Source organism: Candidatus Zixiibacteriota bacterium, assembly GCA_016933955.1.
GTDB lineage: Bacteria > Zixibacteria > MSB-5A5 > GN15 > PGXB01 > JAFGTT01.
Genome location: JAFGTT010000032.1, coordinates 121363 through 138419 on the forward strand (window position 1 = coordinate 121363; position 17057 = coordinate 138419).

General features: G+C 50.6%; 14 protein-coding genes, 2 tRNA genes and 1 other RNA gene. All 17 read right to left on the reverse strand.

Going from position 1 to position 17057, the window contains the following annotated elements:
* Positions 1 to 30: 30 nt before the first annotated feature.
* Complete coding sequence (locus JXQ28_11820; GenBank protein ID MBN2278421.1) at positions 31 to 864, reverse strand: MBL fold metallo-hydrolase; 834 nt, start codon at positions 862 to 864, stop codon at positions 31 to 33.
* Positions 865 to 866: 2 nt separating this feature from the next.
* Positions 867 to 2012, reverse strand: a complete 1146-nt coding sequence (locus JXQ28_11825) for an acyl-CoA dehydrogenase family protein (protein MBN2278422.1) — start codon at positions 2010 to 2012, stop codon at positions 867 to 869.
* A gap of 61 nt (positions 2013 to 2073) precedes the next feature.
* Positions 2074 to 2493: a cobalamin B12-binding domain-containing protein gene (locus tag JXQ28_11830; GenBank protein ID MBN2278423.1), complete on the reverse strand. Its 420-nt coding sequence runs from the start codon at positions 2491 to 2493 to the stop codon at positions 2074 to 2076.
* A 45-nt stretch (positions 2494 to 2538) separates the two neighbouring features.
* Positions 2539 to 4212, reverse strand: coding sequence for a methylmalonyl-CoA mutase family protein (locus JXQ28_11835; protein MBN2278424.1), 1674 nt, complete (start codon positions 4210 to 4212; stop codon positions 2539 to 2541).
* A gap of 254 nt (positions 4213 to 4466) precedes the next feature.
* On the reverse strand, positions 4467 to 4868 hold the full coding sequence (locus JXQ28_11840; protein ID MBN2278425.1) for a hypothetical protein: 402 nt from the start codon (positions 4866 to 4868) through the stop codon (positions 4467 to 4469).
* 149 nt (positions 4869 to 5017) lie between these two features.
* Positions 5018 to 5977 (reverse strand): methylmalonyl Co-A mutase-associated GTPase MeaB, encoded by a 960-nt coding sequence (gene meaB, locus JXQ28_11845; protein MBN2278426.1) that lies wholly within the window; start codon positions 5975 to 5977, stop codon positions 5018 to 5020.
* A gap of 5 nt (positions 5978 to 5982) precedes the next feature.
* On the reverse strand, positions 5983 to 7731 hold the full coding sequence (gene recJ / locus JXQ28_11850) for a single-stranded-DNA-specific exonuclease RecJ (protein MBN2278427.1): 1749 nt from the start codon (positions 7729 to 7731) through the stop codon (positions 5983 to 5985).
* A gap of 22 nt (positions 7732 to 7753) precedes the next feature.
* An RNA gene (rnpB, locus tag JXQ28_11855) (RNase P RNA component class A) lies at positions 7754 to 8127 on the reverse strand.
* Positions 8128 to 8168: 41 nt separating this feature from the next.
* Positions 8169 to 9635 (reverse strand): IMP dehydrogenase, encoded by a 1467-nt coding sequence (gene guaB, locus JXQ28_11860; GenBank protein ID MBN2278428.1) that lies wholly within the window; start codon positions 9633 to 9635, stop codon positions 8169 to 8171.
* A 1-nt stretch (position 9636) separates the two neighbouring features.
* A complete protein-coding gene (locus JXQ28_11865; GenBank protein ID MBN2278429.1) occupies positions 9637 to 10353 on the reverse strand; it encodes a hypothetical protein in 717 nt (238 codons plus the stop codon).
* A gap of 176 nt (positions 10354 to 10529) precedes the next feature.
* A tRNA-Val gene (locus tag JXQ28_11870) sits at positions 10530 to 10603 on the reverse strand.
* 32 nt (positions 10604 to 10635) lie between these two features.
* Positions 10636 to 10709 (reverse strand) — tRNA-Ile (locus JXQ28_11875).
* Positions 10710 to 10826: 117 nt separating this feature from the next.
* Complete coding sequence (locus tag JXQ28_11880; protein MBN2278430.1) at positions 10827 to 11825, reverse strand: 50S ribosome-binding GTPase; 999 nt, start codon at positions 11823 to 11825, stop codon at positions 10827 to 10829.
* Between the two features lie 66 nt (positions 11826 to 11891).
* Positions 11892 to 13043 carry a DegT/DnrJ/EryC1/StrS aminotransferase family protein gene (locus tag JXQ28_11885; protein ID MBN2278431.1) on the reverse strand — a complete coding sequence of 384 codons (1152 nt, stop codon included), beginning with the start codon at positions 13041 to 13043 and terminating at the stop codon, positions 11892 to 11894.
* On the reverse strand, positions 13040 to 14116 hold the full coding sequence (locus JXQ28_11890; GenBank protein MBN2278432.1) for a glycosyltransferase family 4 protein: 1077 nt from the start codon (positions 14114 to 14116) through the stop codon (positions 13040 to 13042). The genes JXQ28_11885 and JXQ28_11890 overlap by 4 nt, the downstream gene beginning before the upstream one ends.
* 8 nt (positions 14117 to 14124) lie before the next feature.
* Complete coding sequence (locus tag JXQ28_11895) at positions 14125 to 15504, reverse strand: O-antigen ligase family protein (protein ID MBN2278433.1); 1380 nt, start codon at positions 15502 to 15504, stop codon at positions 14125 to 14127.
* Between the two features lie 7 nt (positions 15505 to 15511).
* A complete protein-coding gene (locus JXQ28_11900) occupies positions 15512 to 17056 on the reverse strand; it encodes a polysaccharide biosynthesis C-terminal domain-containing protein (GenBank protein MBN2278434.1) in 1545 nt (514 codons plus the stop codon).
* Position 17057 lies beyond the last annotated feature (1 nt).

The following is a 17057-nucleotide window of genomic DNA, read 5'->3' on the forward strand; positions in this document are numbered from 1 at the left end:
TGCTCGGTTTTTATGATTTAATTGTTTCCTCTATTCGATTTTATCCACAATAATTTTACCGTCGGTTTGCCGCAATTGCCCGATTTTCATGATTGTATCATGATCGAACACAATCGCCTTATCCCCCTCAAGTAGATATTCAACCAGTTTCCGCTTGACTTCCATAGTACGGGTCGGATCAAGATCGACCGCGGCCACATAAGGTATCCGCATATGAAGTGACGAGGGAACGATGTCGGCGTAATACACCACCGTTTTGCCGCCGGAAGACATCTCGATGGCCTGGTGCCCGGGGGTATGTCCCCCGGTCGGGATTGCCTTTACTCCCGGAAATATCTCCTTCTCGCCGTCAATCAATTCCAGTTGTCCCGATTCCTCGAGTATCCTGAGTCTCTCCGGGATATATACCGCCGTTGTTCGTTCGTTGGGATGCATGGCATCGTTCCATTCTCTTTTCTGCACGATATGGCGGGCTTTGGGAAACCTCGGTTTCATACCGTGATCGCTTTTTATGACCGCTCCCCCGGCATGGTCGGTATGGAGATGGCTGAGGAACACGATATCGATTTCATCATCGGATATTCCGGACGTTTTCAGGCCGTTTTCCATTTCGGTTTCTCCGGTAATGCCATAGATTTTCTTTTCCGAATCGGTCAGGCAGTCACCGAATCCGGTATCGAGCAGAAGATTGGTTCGGCCGGTCTTAAGAACAAACAGGTTGGTTTCCATCGGTACCAGGTTATTGTCATCAACCGGCACCAGCCGTCCCCAGATTTTTTTGGGGATGACTCCGAACATGGTCCCTCCGTCGAGCTTGAAACGCCGCTCGACGAAGGGTATTAATTCAAAATCACCGAATTTCATTATTAACGCAGATAATTGCCGGCAATAACCAGGCGCTGGACCTCCGAGGTTCCTTCGTAGATTTCGGTGACGCGCTGATCGCGGTACAATTTCTCGATCACCGAGAACTCGCCGATATAACCATAGCCGGAGTGAATCTGCATCGCCCGATCGACACAGAACCGGGCCACTTCGGTCGCAAACAGTTTGGCCTGCGAGGCTTCGAGCGAGAACCTTTCGCCGGCATCCTGTTTCTGCACTGACTTATAGGTCATCAGTCGGGCCGCTTCAAGCTGAGTCGCCATATCGGCAATCATCCACTGAATCGCCTGCAATTTGGCAATCGGGGCGCCGAAGGCTATCCGTTTCTTGGCATAATCGATCGATTCATCGAGCGCCCGCTGGGCCAAACCGACTCCCTGCGCCGCGACCCCGATCCGCGCTCCGTCGAGGGTGTTCATGGCGATCTTGAAGCCTTTGCCGGTCTCGCCCAATTGCTGACTCACCGGAACCTTGACATCCTTCAATTCGATCCGGCCGGTGGTGGCCGCCCGCATTCCCATTTTGTGCTTGAGAGTGAAGGCTTTCCAGCCCGGGGTGTTGGTTTCGACCAGGATCGAGGAAACTCTCGGGCGTCCTTCACCCGCCTCGCCGATCCGGCAGAACAGCACCGCCAGCGTGGCCGCATCACCGTGCATAATAAAAATCTTTTCGCCGTTGATGACAAAATGATCACCCTCGATCAGGGCCACCGTCTCCTGGTTGGCGGCATCCGATCCGGCGTTGCGCTCGGTCAGAACGAAAGCCGGGATGAGCTCGCCCGAGGCGCACTTGGGGACGTACTTCTTTTTCTGCTCTTCGGTCCCGAAGGTGAAAATCGGGTAGGTGGCCAGTTCCGGGACGGCCGCCAGAAGAGCGGTCGGGGCATCGTAGTACGCCAGTTCTTCGATCAGGGTGATATATTCGACATTGGAATATCCACCGCCGCCGTACTGCTTCGGCATGGCGAATCCGATCAATCCGGCCTTGGCCAGTTTCATATAGTAATCTTTGGGGAAAGCTTCCTGCTTGCGGTCGAGTTCCCGGCAAACCGGAAGAATCTCTTTTTCGGCAAACTCTTTCACGCGGTCGCGAACAGCCTGCTGTCTCTCATCTACATTATGCCTCATTTCTCCTCCTGAGATATTGGAATTGAATTTGATCCTCTCGAAAGCGTAGCGCGCGGTTCGGCTACATTATCTGTTCATCTTTTTTCCGCGAGGATACCGCCCGGCGAAGATATTCGATCGCCTCATCGGTAGTCGCTCCGGGAGTAAAGATTCTGTCTATTCCCTGTTTTTCCAGCTCCGGGATATCCTCGTCGGGAATAATCCCGCCGCCGAACAGGATGATATTGTCGGCTTTTTTCTCAACCAGGAGTTTCTTGATCGCCGGAAAGAGGGTCATGTGCGCCCCGGAGAGAATCGATACGCCGATGGCATCGACATCTTCCTGGATAGCGGCATTGACAATCATATCCGGTGTCTGGCGCAGGCCCGAATAGATCACTTCGAACCCGGCGTCGCGGAACGCGGCCGCAATGACTTTGATTCCGCGGTCGTGTCCATCAAGTCCCGGTTTAGCCAACAGCACTCGTATTTTCTCTGCCATTTAATTTTGTCTTAAATATATCAGGTTAACTTATTTTACTAAATATCAAATTATCGGGGGTTCGATGTACTCGCCGAAAATCGGACGCAAAGCGTCGCAAATCTCCCCCTCGGTGGCATACACCCGCACGCAGTCCAGTATCGCCTTGAGCGTGTTGCCGTCCCCGGCGGCGCATTTCTTCAAATCCTCGAGCGTCCGGTTCACTTTATCGTTATCCCGCTCGGCCCGGATTTTTTTGATGAAGGTGGTCTGCTCCTGCTCCACCGAAGCATCGATTTTCAAAATCGGGATCTCGATTTTCTCCTTATCCATCACATACTCGTTGATCCCGACAATGATCCGCTCTTTTTTCTCGATTTCTTTCTGGTAACGGTACGACGCTTTGGCGATCTCGCGCTGGAGATACCCCTCCTCGATACATTTAACCACTCCGCCGCGCCGTTCGATCTCATCCAGATATTTCTCCGCCTCGGCTTCGATTTTGTCGGTCATGGCCTCGATAAAATATGATCCCGCCAGCGGGTCGATGGTATTGGCCACCCCGGTCTCATGAGCGATAACCTGCTGGGTCCGAAGGGCGATCAGGACCGCCTTCTCGGACGGCAACGCCAGGGTTTCATCCATCGAATTGGTATGAAGTGACTGGGTTCCGCCGAGTACCCCCGAAAGAGCCTCGAGCGCGGTGCGGACGATATTATTCTCCGGCTGCTGGGCGGTCAGCGAACATCCGGCCGTCTGGGTGTGAAACCGCAACAGCCATGAACGTTCCTGTTTGGCTTTGTACTTATCCTTCATCCGGCGGGCGAAAATCCTCCGCGCCGCCCGGTACTTGGCGATTTCCTCGAAGAAGTCCTGGTGGGCATTGAAGAAAAACGACAGCCGCGGCGCAAAAGCATCGACATCCTGCCCATCTTTAATGGCCGCCTCGATATAAGTGAATCCATCGGCCAGGGTAAACGCCAGCTCCTGGGCGGCGGTCGATCCCGCTTCGCGAATATGATAGCCGGAAATCGAGATCGTGTTCCACTGCGGGACATGGTCGGTGCAGAAGGCCATCAAGTCGGTGATCAGACGGATCGACGGTTCCGGCGGGTAAATCCATTCCTTCTGAGCGATATATTCTTTCAATATGTCGTTCTGCAGGGTTCCGCGGAGTTTCTCGAACGGGACACCCTGTTTCTCGGCGACGGCCAGATACATCGCCAGCAAAACCGAGGCCGGAGCGTTGATGGTCATCGAGGTCGATACCTCACCCAGGTTGATCCCGTCGAAAATGATTTCCATATCGGCCAGCGAATCGACCGCCACCCCGCATTTACCCACCTCCCCCAGCGAGCGGGCATGATCGCTGTCATAACCCATCAGGGTCGGTAAGTCGAAAGCCACTGAAAGCCCGGTCTGACCGTTTTTCAGCAGGTAATGGTACCGTTCGTTGGTCTGTTTCGGTGTCCCCATCCCGGAAAACTGCCGCATGGTCCACAGGCGGCTTCGATACATGGTGTGATGGACCCCGCGGGTGTAAGGAAACCGGCCGGGAAAACCGACTTTTTCATAAAACTTCGAGCTATCCACATCAGTTGGGGTGTAAAGGTCTTTGACCTCGTCGCCGGAAATAGTAATGAATTTGGGGCGGGATTTTTTGGCGCGAAATTTATCCGCTTCCTTGTCCCAGTCCTTTTTCTTATTCTCCAAATCCTTCAGGAATTCTTTATCAAACACGATCTTCTCCGATTTTAAATAGTTTTACAAGTTAATAACTTTGGGACCAAAAATCAAGCCCCTTGGACCGTCCTCTTATTCTTTACGACATATACGGTTTCGGGATAGGAAATCGTCGGATTGGAAATATTTTCCGGATAATGAGGACACCGCTCTGGCCCGGAGGAGTTAATAATAAAAAGACGGCCCGATAAAATTCCCTTCAGGCCGGAATTTCGATCATTTCTCAGAAGGAATAAACGCTGTAATAAATATCAGTCTTTGGCCTGTTGAGTATCGCCGATTCCGGACAAAATCCATTCTTCGGCCTCGGCCACATTTGAAAAAACCTTGATATTTACGCCGCGATTGACTGCCACCGTTTCGGCGAATTTCATCTCCCTGATATCATGATCGGGATTGGCGTTGATAAACGCGATTTTCCTGACAGTCATGCGCGCCTGCAACCCGATATCAGTGATAATATCATAGATAGGCATTGTTCCCAACCCGGGCCCCTCGAAGTTTTCTTCTATCAAGACTCGCGAACAGCCATCCCTGATACATATTTTATGAATCTCGCCAAGGTAACTACTGACATTTTCAATGGTGTTTTCACCGGTCACAACGAAATGATAATAGTGGCCTTTGTCCTGCACTGCCAGTTTATACGTCATCACCATCACCTGCCATGTAAATATCCTGTTGTCGGCAACGCGCATTTATCACAGACAGGAATCATGAAGATATTCCCATCACTTCAAAATAAAATTAATTCGTTAACGCCCCCCAGATCTATAGATTTAATATATGTAAAATTAGTATATCAAGGCAACGAGTTTGTCAGGTTTTCAGCCGAAAGTTTGAGTAATCGACGACTTTCGGTGTATGGATCGCTTTGGCGTTCATAGATTCTGGTCACCGCCTCGCCGATATTGGCCACCTCGGAAAGTTTCTCCCTTATCATACGATTGACATGAAACTGCAGAATATTGAATATTTTCTTTTCGATCTGGCGCTTGCGATGCCGCTCGATCCATCCCGACCGGCCGGCCCATTCCAGATGCCGGTTGATCTGTTCAATAAGCCCATCGGTATTTTTGTTATTGATTGCTTCGGTCGCCACCACCGGATGTTCCCAATCTGCCGTATGGCGCTTGATATCGAGCGTGGAATTGAGTTCCATTACCAGGTTTTCCGCTCCGGGACGATCGGCCTTGTTGACCGCAAAAATATCGGCAATCTCCATCAATCCGGCTTTAAGGGTTTGAATGGCATCGCCCGATTCGGGCACCAGCACCACCACGACCGTATCGCAGGCATCAACAATATCCAGTTCGATTTGCCCCACCCCGACCGTCTCGATCAGGATATAATCAAATCCGAAAGCATCGAGGACGGTGGCAACATTGCCGGTCGCCGCCGCCAGCCCCCCCTGGGAGCCGCGCGTGGCCATAGAGCGGATAAAAATCGAGCCATCGGTCGGCATATCGGTCAGGCGAATCCTATCCCCCAGCAGGGCTCCGCCGGTAAAGGGCGAACTGGGATCGACCGCAATAACGGCTATTCTGCTTCCGTTCCGCGCCAATGACTTGGAGATATTATTGACCAGCGATGATTTCCCGGCCCCGGGCGGCCCGGTAAAGCCTATTTTAATAGCCTTCCCCGATCCGGGATACAGGCGCGCCAGAACATTCTGGTAACCGGGTTCGGCATCCTCGATAAACGAAATAATCCGGGCCAGCGCGGCCTGGTCACCCTGGAGAAATTTCTCGATAACCGTCATGGTTACTAACCGTAATAATCGGCATCCCCGGCGGCCAGCCGAATATCTTTCAGGCGCAGTTGTATTCTGGTATGACCGTCCCAGGAATTATACTCGACAACATATACCAGATCGACCAATGACCCGCGTCCGGAGAGCTTGTTGGCCCATTCGCCGAACCCGAAACCGATCACATCAAAAACCGCCTCACCCTTACGCACCTTCATTTTCAGGTGGTTGCGGCCGACACAATACGGCTGTCCGACAATCTCGCAGTTCCGGGTAAGAAAAACCGGCCGCATATTCTGCGGTCCGAAAGGAGCGAAGGTCTCGATAACATTAAGCAACCGGTCGTTAATCTGGGTTAATTCGATCTCGGCATCGATATACAGCTTGGCAATCAAATCCTCATCTGTCAGCATCGTTTTCGAGACTTCCTTGAGACGTTCCCGGAAAGCATCGATATTTTCCGGCTTGATTGTCAATCCGGCGGCGTATTTATGCCCGCCGTAACGCAACAGCAGATCCTCGCATTTCCGAAGAGCATCGCACAGATGAAATCCGGGAATAGACCTGGCTGAACCTTTTCCCTCGCCGTTATCAATGGCGATCATGACAGTGGGAAGATGGTATTTTTCCACCAGCCGGCTGGCAACAATCCCGATCACCCCCTGGTGCCAGCCCTCCGAAGCCAGGATAATGGCCCGATCGTTTTCGAGATCGACCACCTCGCGAATCTGTTCCAGGGCTTCGTTAAGGGTTTTTTCGTCGATATTTTTACGGCGCTGGTTTTCCTTATCGAGCATCCGGGCGATTTCTGAGGCTGATCTTTCATCCTTGGTGGTTAAAAGCTTGATGGCCATCTGGGCATCGCCCAGCCGGCCGACGGCGTTGATTCGCGGCGCCAGGATGAAGACCACCTGGCCAGTTCCGATCTCTTTGCCCATCAATCCGGAAACAAAAGCCAGCGATTTCAAGCCGGGTTTGGTGGTGCGGGCAATCTGCCGAATTCCGAATTTGGTCAGGACCCGGTTTTCCCCGACCAGCGGGACAATATCGGCCGAGGTCCCCAAAGCCACTAAATCAAGATGTTCTTCCAGTTCGGTTTCGTCCTGTTGCAAACGGCGATAAAGCGCCTGGGCCAGTTTGAAAGCAACTCCGACCCCGGAAAGATCCCCGCCGGAATAACTGCAATCCTTTTGTTTGGGATTGACCAGGGCCACCGCTTTGGGCAGAATTTCTCCCTGTTCGTGGTGATCGGTCAGGATGCACTCGATTCCCAGCGACCGGGCATACTCAACCTCATCGACCGCCGTCACCCCGGTATCGACCGAGACTATCAGTGACACTCCCTGCGACGAGGCCTCCTTGATACCATCCACCGAGAGACCGTAACCCTCGATCAGGCGATTGGGCAGGTAATAGGACACCTGTGCTCCCAGCTTGTTTAAGACCAGGTAAAGAAGCGATGCGGCGGTAATGCCATCGACATCATAGTCCCCGTAAACCATGATTTTTTCATTTTCCCGAAGGGCGCTTAAAATTCTCTCGACCGCTTTATCCATATTGAGCATCAGGAACGGGTCCTGAAGATCATCCATGGTCGGCTTGAGAAATCTCTCGATAGCCTCGATGGAGTCGATCTGGCGGTTGAAGAGAATTTTTACGACGACTTTTTCCAAGCCCAGCTGGGAGGCAATCTCCTGCAGTAATTCAGGATCGGGATCAGGAGCCACAACCCACTTCAAGGGGACTGATCTGGTTGCCCAATTCATGTCGGCTTCCTTTAACAAGAAGCCGGAAAGAGAAAAATAAGCCGAGTTCTGTTCCGCCGGTGGCGGTCCGGCCATTTATCTGGACCGGGCAGTTACCTGCCGGTTCATGCGGCCTACCCGAAAATCAAACGGGGCGAGCCAGCCCCTCTTTTCCTATTTGGCCTTGCTCCGGGTGGGGTTTACCCCTGCCACGATTACCCGTGACAGGCGGGGTCTCTTACACCTCGTTTTCACCATTGCCTCCGGCCGCCTGACGGCGGCCGGTTGGGCTGTATGTTTTCTGTGGCACTTTCCGTCGGATCACTCCGCCCCGGTGTTACCGGGCACCCCGGCTCTATGGAGCTCGGACTTTCCTCACTCTACGTAATCATAAAGCGCGACCGTTTTTCCCTCTTTCCGAACTTCGTTTATATCACATACGTTAACATTTTTCAGTTTTAAGTCATCCGCCTGTAATTCGGCGCTTCTTTTGAAATTGTCACCGAATGCGGATGAGATTCAATAACACCGGCATGGGTAACCTTGATAAATCGGGCTTTTTCCTGAAGCTCCGCAATATCATGGGCTCCGCAAATTCCCATGCCGGACCGAAGACCTCCGATCAGCTGATATATGGTGCTGGATAATTCCCCCTTATAGGGAACCCGGCCCTCGATACCTTCGGGGACGAATTTGGAGACTTCTTCCTGATGCTCCTGGAAATAGCGGTCACTGCTTCCGGCCTTCATGGCCTCGACCGATCCCATTCCCCGGTAGGTTTTATATGTCCTTCCTTCATAAAGGACTGTCTCGCCGGGCGATTCCTCGGTCCCGGCCAGAATCGAGCCGAGCATAACCGCGGCCGCTCCGGCCGCCAGGGCTTTGGTAATATCGCCGGAATATTTGATCCCCCCATCGGCAATAACCGGGATATTCTTTTCGCGAGCCGCCTCCACAGCTTCTATAATGGCTGTAATCTGCGGGACCCCGCATCCGGTAACGACCCGGGTAGTACAAATGGATCCCGGTCCGATACCGACCTTAATCGTGTCGGCACCGGCCTCAATCAGGGCTTTCGCCCCATCACGAGTCGCTATATTGCCGGCCATGACCGGCTTATCGGGAAATTTCTTTTTCAAGAATTCCACGGTTTTCAAAACACCGACTGAATGACCATGCGAAGAATCAACCGCCAGGATATCCACCCCGGCCCGGATCAACAGGTCCGCTCTTTTTTCCAGATCACCGGCCACTCCCACTGCCGCTCCGATCCTGAGACGGCCGTATCGATCTTTGCAGGCTTCGGGATATTGAATCTTCTTCATGATATCTTTGACGGTGATCAAACCCTTGAGATGATTCTCGCTATCGACAATAAGCAATTTTTCAATACGGTTTTTATGTAAAAGCTCCTGCGCGGTATCGAGATCGGTTCCCTCCGGAGCCGTAATCAGGTTTTTGCAGGTCATGACATCGCGGATAAGGGTCGCGGTGTCTTTATGGAAACGAAGATCCCGATTGGTCAGAATCCCGACCAGCCGGCCATTCTCGGTGATAGGAATCCCCGAAATAGAGTAATGCTTCATAACTTGGAGAGCTTCACCGATCGGCCGATCAGGAGACATGGTTACCGGATCGACAATCATGCCCGATTCGGACCGCTTGACCTTGTCCACTTCGGATGCCTGCCGTTCCGGTGACAGGTTTTTATGAATAATCCCGAGTCCTCCCTGACGGGCCAGGGCAATCCCCATGCGATATTCCGTGACGGTATCCATGGCCGCCGAAATTATGGGAATATTCAGGGCGATTCTGGAAGTAATCCTGGTTTTAATTTCGACATCCCGCGGGAGTACATCGGACCGCGACGGCACCAGCAGAACATCGTCAAAAGTCAATCCATCACGGGGTAAAAATCCAGCCATATTATTCGCTCTCACCATCCTGCCAGACCAGCATGCGACCGCAATTGTCGCAGGTTATAATCTGATCGCCCCTTTTGATTTCCTGAATCATATGCGGCGGCAGGGCCTTGTAACATGAACCGCAGGCCCGCTTCTTGACTATAACGACGACCTCGCCGCCCCTGACCTTGTGAACCCGATTGTAAATTGACATTGTTTTCTTGGGGACTTTCTCAACGATATGATCCCTCTGGACCACCATGTTGCTTATTTTCGATCCCACCGAGTCCATTTTTTCCTGAAGGATTCCCAGCTGTTTTTCATTCTGTTCGCGCGTCTCATCGGACTTTTTCTTGAAATCCTCAATATTGCCTTCGAGTTTGTCGACCTTCTCTATCAATTCCAGTATTTTTGTTTCACGTTCATTGATGGCTTCTTTGACATTATCAATCTGCGAAATCAGGGCATCATATTCTTTATTAGTCTTAATCGACATCATCTGCCCCTGCAGCTTTTTAAGCTCTTCCTGTTTGGCGGCCACTTCCAGTTCAAGATTTTTCTGGATGATTTTCGATTCGCTGAGTTCTTTATTCGTTCTCTGAAAAAGCTCCTCGGTCTCCTTTATTTCTCGCCGCAGGTTTTCCATCATGTCAGGTATATATTCTTTGGATCGCTCGAGTTCTCCCAGGTCATAATCGATAACCTGGAGTTTCAAGAGCATCTCAATGTCATTTAGCATCCTTCGCTCCTTAGATTGATCAACAGCCATAATAACAAAAAAACGCAGTCTCTGGCTTAAACCTAAGACTGCGTCTTAATTTTTCTTTTATTACAGGGCCTGTTTTGATTACCCAGTTTATTTTACCCGGCAATCGCATAATAATTTTATCGGCCATCCCCAACTATACTTTTATATGGGCAATACTGGATTCGAACCAGTGACCTCTCGGATGTGAACCGAACGCTCTAACCAGCTGAGCTAATTGCCCGCTAAAATTCTCCATTTTTTCAAACATCAGTATGGGCCCACCAGGACTCGAACCTGGGACCCGCTGATTATGAGTCAGCTGCTCTAACCGACTGAGCTATGGGCCCATCTAGCTAAAGTCTTATATTATAACAAATCCGCAATAAGGCGTCAAGTTCTTATTCCCAAACAAATCAAATTAATTTCTGTTCCCGCAAGTCCCCTGAAAACAGCCAATTAGCCTTTCAAATATGAAATTCAATAATGTCGCCGTCACTTAAAATGAAATTATTCTTGACTCTCTGTCCTTCATGCTTGCCCGCCCCCCAGACCTTGGCATACTGTAATTTTCGGGCAAAATCCTTATGAAGCGAAATCGCGGCATCATCAACCGTTCCGCCATTCGGTAAAATAATCGGGTCGCGGAAATCCGGCTCCCGGCCAACCTTCTTGGTGAACACCCGTATTATGCCCAGCGATTCGAAAATCGCCCGTTGGAAACTCAGCATGGCCGTATCGTCGAGAACCGAGGTCGGGACTATCCGGAAATCGGGATACAGCCGGCGCAGGCGTTCCAGTCCGGCATCTCCGTTCTCATCGAGAAATTTATGAGCCGCAATAATGGTTTTTTTATAGGCATATCGGGGATCATCGGCCGGACCATCTACCTGCGCCTTTAATATAATCCTTTTCTCATCAAGCCGGGCCAGAAGTGCCTCGATCCCTTTTTCGAAATCGGGCATGGAAACATCAACCACCAGCACCACCAGATCGGCATTTCGAATCAGGCCGGACATGAAATTCTCATAGTAATCGGCAGCGATCGGCGGAGTATCGATCAACTGGTACTGCACCGCCTCGAAAATCATCATTCCGGCCAGCGGCTCCCTGGTGGTATAAGGATAATCGCCGATCGGCGGTTTGGCGCCGGTCAGGGAATCGACAATGGTCGATTTACCGGAATTGGGCGGGCCGATCAGGATGACCTGGGCGGCTCCTTCTCTTTCAATATGGTCGGGGGATTCGGCCTGTCGGGTCCCGTGTTTTTTCTGCCCGCCCCCTTCAATCGTTTTCTTCAACTGGGAGATTTTGGCCTTCATCTCCGCCTGGAGCTTGTCGGTCCCCTTATGCTTGGGCATCATCGCCAGAAGCTCCTGGGCCAGACGAAGTTTTTCCCGGGGTTCTTTCTCGGATTTGAATTCCCGTTCCAGTTCGTAATACTGGGGTGGCAAATTAGCAGGCATAACCTACCTCCGTCTCAATTTAAAAAAAACATGACGGGAATACAAGAGGAAAACGGGCAATGATTGTCAGCGTGCGAATTTGGCCGCCAGATCGGTCAGTACTTCGCAGACATAATCGACTTCCTTTAACGATAAATCGGGGTAGAGCGGCAATGAAATAACCCGCTTGAAAACCTTATCACATTCCGGAAAATCTTTGGCCCGGAAAGGCAGTGCTTTTTTGAAATATGAAAACCGATAAACCGGAATAAAATGAACTCCGCATCCCACTCCTCGTTTTTCCAGTTCCATAATTAATTTGTCGCGGTTTATTTTCCACCGTTTCAGATTCAGCTTGATTATAAACAGGTGCCAGGCCTGCCGGATATTATGCCCCTCAGGAGGCAACTCAATAAATTCGGCCGAATTTTTAAGATTGGCCCGGTATCTTTCCGCCAGACGGGTCCGTCTGGCCTGATTTTTTTCGAAATTAACCAGCTGGCCCAGACCGAGAGCGGCGGCCAGGTCCGGCAGGTTGTACTTATATCCCAGAGTGATTATATCATATTTCCAGGAACCGCCCCGGTAGCGTTTGTACCCCGATGATGTCATCCCGTGCAACGACAGATGCCGAACTTTCTCAATCAATCGGTTCGAATTTGACACCACCATCCCGCCCTCGCCGGTGGTTATATTTTTGGTGGAATAAAACGAAAAAACGGTAGCATCGGCTAACGACCCGATCGGGCGGCCATGAAACTCAGCCCAGAGCGCATGAGCGGCATCATCCAGCAGGAATAACTTATGAGTTTTGGCCAATGATCCGAGGAAATCATAACGACAGGGATAACCGGCAATATCGACCGCCGCAATCGCCCTGGTTTTCTTATTTATTTTTTTCTCGACTGCGGCCGGATCGATATTGAGAGTGACTGGATCGATATCGACAAGAATCGGATTAGCCCCGGAATACAATATTGCTTCGATGGTGGCGGCCATGGTAAACGGCGTGGTGATAACCTGTTCACCAGCCTTCGGCCGCAGGCTTTCCATAACCAGATGCAATCCGGCGGTGGCCGAGGAAACCGCGGCGGCATAACGGGCACCGGTTAATCTTATGATTTCCTTTTCAAATCGCGCCGTTTTCGGCCCGGTGGTGACCCACCCGGTTTTAAGGGCATCGAGAACCTCTTTTCTCTCCGAAGATGAGAATTTTAACCGGAAGTACGGGACTTTCATCGATCCATCCTCCCGGCGATCATTTTCTCATAAAGGTCCGTCATAAGATCAAGACTTCTTTCCCAGTCATAATTTTTCTCCACAAAGGCTCTTCCGGCCATTCCCATTTTATTCCGTAAATCGGCATCCGAGGCCAGTTTGATAATCGCCCGGCCCAATCGCTCAATATCATTGGTCGGAACCAGTATCCCGGTTTCCCCGTCGATTACAACCTCCGGAATACCGCCAATGGCGGTTGCCACGGTCGGTTTCCCGGCCGCTCCAGCCTCGAGAGCGGCCACGCCAAATGATTCGGATAGAGACGGCATGACCATAATATCATGCTCGCTTAATAACCGATGCAATTCATTATTATCGACAAAGCCGACAAAGTCAACCCGATTGGCGAGGTTCAGATCAGCGGTGAGTTTTTTCAATTTCGCTGTCAGATGCCCGCTCCCGGCAATTGTCAGGTTTATATCCATACCGGTTTGCAAGACGGCCGGCAAGGATTTAAGCAGGAGGTCGGGGCCGTATATTTTCTCGTGGGATTTAATATAAATCAGTTTGATTTTTTTATCGGTGCGATCATGGTTGATAATCGGTTTCAGTTCCACCCCGAAAGGAATTATGGCCATCTTGCTTTTCACGTCAGGGCAAAATTCCAATGTTTTGTCATGTAAAAAAACACCGGTAGCGGTGATATAATCGGCGGATTTTAAAACATAACCAGTCAGCCGCCGGGTGAAAAAATTGGAGGGAAACGATGTTATATCGCTCCCCCAGACCGAAAGCAAAAACGGCCTTTTCCCGCTGGCGGCTCCCCAGAAACCGAATCCGGCGGCATAATGGGCATGAATCAAATCCGGCCGGATTTGCCGGATTATTTGGCGTACCCTTCCAAGATATAAAAAATAACTCAGATTACGACTCCACCTGGGGCGAAAAATAATCGTTCTTATCCCCTTTATTTCATGACCGCCAAGGGAAATAACAGTAATATCAAAGCCCCGCTGTTTCAGGCCGTTTGCCCAGCGTTTCAGATGAACCGAATCGGCATATCCAAGTATGACTATCTTTGGGGATGTCCTCATCTCATCAATTATTCCTGATTGGAATTTATCTCACGGGCCGTTCCGGCGGTAACGGCAATAAAGAATGCGGCAACGTACGAATTCTGGCCCCACATCCAGCCATCAAGATAAAATATGGTGAAAAATATTATCAGCCCCACCCCGAACAGGGCCATGACAATCGGCTGGGTTTTCCGATCATTGAATTTCGAAAGCAAGCCGAGCGCGGTCCGGAAATGCTTATAAAACAGGGTTGTCAGGCATAAAGCCCCGAAAATACCGGTTTCGGCCAGGTAGTGCAGGAATAGATTATGGGCCGAAAGACCGCCCACATAAAGCCGGGCCGGATCGAATTTCAAGAAGGGGTACAGCTCCTCGGCTATACGGTAATTTCCGGGACCGATTCCGGTCAGAGGATTGTTGATAAAAGTGATCAGGCTGGTTCGCCACAGTGACAACCGCAGCCAGATAGTCCCGCGTGAGGGATCGCCAAGTTCGGCATACCGTCCTCCAACCTGCGAGAAAATATCAGAAAAGACCGGCAATATCAACAGCATCATCAGTCCGGCCGTCAAAAGGCTTTTCAATCGCCGGGATACAAAGGCGGCCCTTATCCGCCGGGCACGGAAAATCGACCATACCACGATCACCGCCCCCACCCATCCAATGGTCAGCATCGGCCCCCGGGACTGGGTGGCCAGAAGTCCGAAAATAAGACCAACCGTTCCGAAACCGTACACCAGCGATTTCCTTCCCGATTCCTGCCAGATAAACCAGGCCAGACCGATCGGCACCGCCAGCATGGCCAGATCATCGAAATAAACTCCGGCTGATCCGAAAACCCGCATGGTTCCCGCAGACAGGAAAAAAAACAGGCTGTTGTATATCGCATGCACCACCGCCACCCAGAAGTAAAATTCCAGTATCCTTTTAATCTTTATCGCGGGTATTATATTATAAATAACAATAATCATAATTAGCTGGATCGAAACACGTAATATGGGATTAATCGAGCGCGTGAAATCATAGGCAAAAACCGCCGACATAATCATTATCAGCAGTAGTCCCAGATAGTACTTATAAATGGCTGGAAGTCCGATTACCGTCCGGCAATTAACCAGATGATCCAGCACCAAAGCCCCGATCAGGAGAATGGCAACCAGGTCTATAAACAGGATGGGCGGCGAGGCATTCAGCGGTCGGGTAATAAAAACGCAAAAAACATAAAAATACGGAGCCAGACGGGGATGGGAAACCGTCAGGACGATGGCCGGAATAACCATACAGACCAGCCCGGCGATCATCTTATCGGTCACAATCAGGACGGTGCCCAACACCAGAAAAATAATAATGATTGAGACCAGGAATAATCCGAGTCGACCATGGCCGGTGTTCACTGATATCTCCATCCGAAAATTATCTCCGTCTCTTCAAACTTGTCAGGGCCGAGCGGATTTCATCGATTTTGACCAAATATCCGATTCCGATATAAAATAAAAACGACAGCGCTCCGGCCCCGATCACCCGAAATTTGGATACCAGGCTCATACCGCCGTAAAAACCGGGCAGGCTATTATAAAACAGAGCGATCAGAACCATCGGTAGCGAAGCCAGCAAAATTCGCGCTATCAAAGAAGACATACTCGCCAATCCGGTCAAATTCCCGCCGCGAACCAGAACCAGAAGAAGTAAACAAATCGTTGTCCCGGAGACAACCGAGGTGGCGGCCCCGATCCCGGGATAATCGAACCAGGTCTTGAATAGGCCCGTCAGAACGAATTTGAGAACAAAGGCCAGGATGGAAATAAGCAGAACTTTCTTCTGTTGATTAACCGCGTAGCAGGCCTGAATCAGGATGGTGTATAAGAACATGAACACCAGGTAGGGAGACATGGTGGCCAGAATACGGGAGGTTATTTCCAGCGAATAAGCATTGAAGGCCCCTCGGAAAAAGACCGCGGCCGTAAGTTCGGCGGCAAAAAGAACATAAAAAATACCGCACGGCAGTCCGATCGTAAGGGCCAAACCGAGTGACGTTCTCAACAGCGAAGCAAAATCGTTTTTACTTTTATAGTCCGCTCGTTCGCTTAAATACGGAAATATGACCGAGGCGATGGCGAAACCGGCAATATTGATCGGCAACATCACCAGCAGACTGCTGTAATTGAGAGCCGAGACTACTCCTTCGATCATCCCCGAGGCATAGTAACGATCGATCAGAAAAAAGGTGCTCGCTACCAGTTCTACCAGAATCAATATCCCGCCCACGCCCAGGACCTTTTTTATCTCGCCTCCGAAGATATTCAAATTGAAATATTTCAACTGCCCGAAATTGAAGGCTTTCAATATCAGGAAAATAATTTGCAGAACCATTCCGATCAGCAGGCCATAAAGTATGGCCGCTACCGACCATCGCCCCGAAAAAATATAGATAATCGTTATAACCGTAATATTCAGAACGATTGTCCCGACCACCGGATAAACGAAATTCTTCTTAACATTGAGGGCGGAACGAAGAAAAGATTCCAGAAAACCCAGCAGAAGCATTACCGATATTATTCGGCAGAAAAACACTGCCCGGGCAAGTTCTTCGCCATCCAGTCCCGGTCCCACGGCCGATACCAGATACGGCGCCAGAATCGCCACCAGAAGAATAATCAGAAAGACCACCAATATCATGGAATTGAAGGCTGACCAGATGGCCCGCCGACCGGATATATCAGAGGTATTGGATGATGCTTGCCGGGTTAAAAACGGAACCGTCAGGAAATTGGTGGCCCGGCTGATCACCATATTCAAAAACACCGGCGCGGCAATGGCGATAAGGTATATGTCGTATTCGCGGGAGGTTCCGAAACGCTCGGCAATAACCATCTCTCTTAAAAAACCAAGCAGTTTGGAGATAATGACGATTCCCGAAACACCCAGAATCGCCTGTTTTATTCCGATGGTTTTAACCAAT

What these genes read in the sequence shown, in the direction of transcription:
- JXQ28_11820 (MBN2278421.1), bottom strand. Translation starts at nt 864, where the DNA reads ATGAAATTCGGTGATTTTGAATTAATACCCTTCGTCGAGCGGCGTTTC.
- JXQ28_11825 (MBN2278422.1), bottom strand. Translation starts at nt 2,012, where the DNA reads ATGAGGCATAATGTAGATGAGAGACAGCAGGCTGTTCGCGACCGCGTG.
- JXQ28_11830 (MBN2278423.1), bottom strand. Translation starts at nt 2,493, where the DNA reads ATGGCAGAGAAAATACGAGTGCTGTTGGCTAAACCGGGACTTGATGGA.
- JXQ28_11840 (MBN2278425.1), bottom strand. Translation starts at nt 4,868, where the DNA reads ATGACGTATAAACTGGCAGTGCAGGACAAAGGCCACTATTATCATTTC.
- meaB (MBN2278426.1), bottom strand. Translation starts at nt 5,977, where the DNA reads ATGACGGTTATCGAGAAATTTCTCCAGGGTGACCAGGCCGCGCTGGCC.
- recJ (MBN2278427.1), bottom strand. Translation starts at nt 7,731, where the DNA reads ATGAATTGGGCAACCAGATCAGTCCCCTTGAAGTGGGTTGTGGCTCCT.
- guaB (MBN2278428.1), bottom strand. Translation starts at nt 9,635, where the DNA reads ATGGCTGGATTTTTACCCCGTGATGGATTGACTTTTGACGATGTTCTG.
- JXQ28_11865 (MBN2278429.1), bottom strand. Translation starts at nt 10,353, where the DNA reads ATGCTAAATGACATTGAGATGCTCTTGAAACTCCAGGTTATCGATTAT.
- JXQ28_11880 (MBN2278430.1), bottom strand. Translation starts at nt 11,825, where the DNA reads ATGCCTGCTAATTTGCCACCCCAGTATTACGAACTGGAACGGGAATTC.
- JXQ28_11885 (MBN2278431.1), bottom strand. Translation starts at nt 13,043, where the DNA reads ATGAAAGTCCCGTACTTCCGGTTAAAATTCTCATCTTCGGAGAGAAAA.
- JXQ28_11890 (MBN2278432.1), bottom strand. Translation starts at nt 14,116, where the DNA reads ATGAGGACATCCCCAAAGATAGTCATACTTGGATATGCCGATTCGGTT.
- JXQ28_11895 (MBN2278433.1), bottom strand. Translation starts at nt 15,504, where the DNA reads ATGGAGATATCAGTGAACACCGGCCATGGTCGACTCGGATTATTCCTG.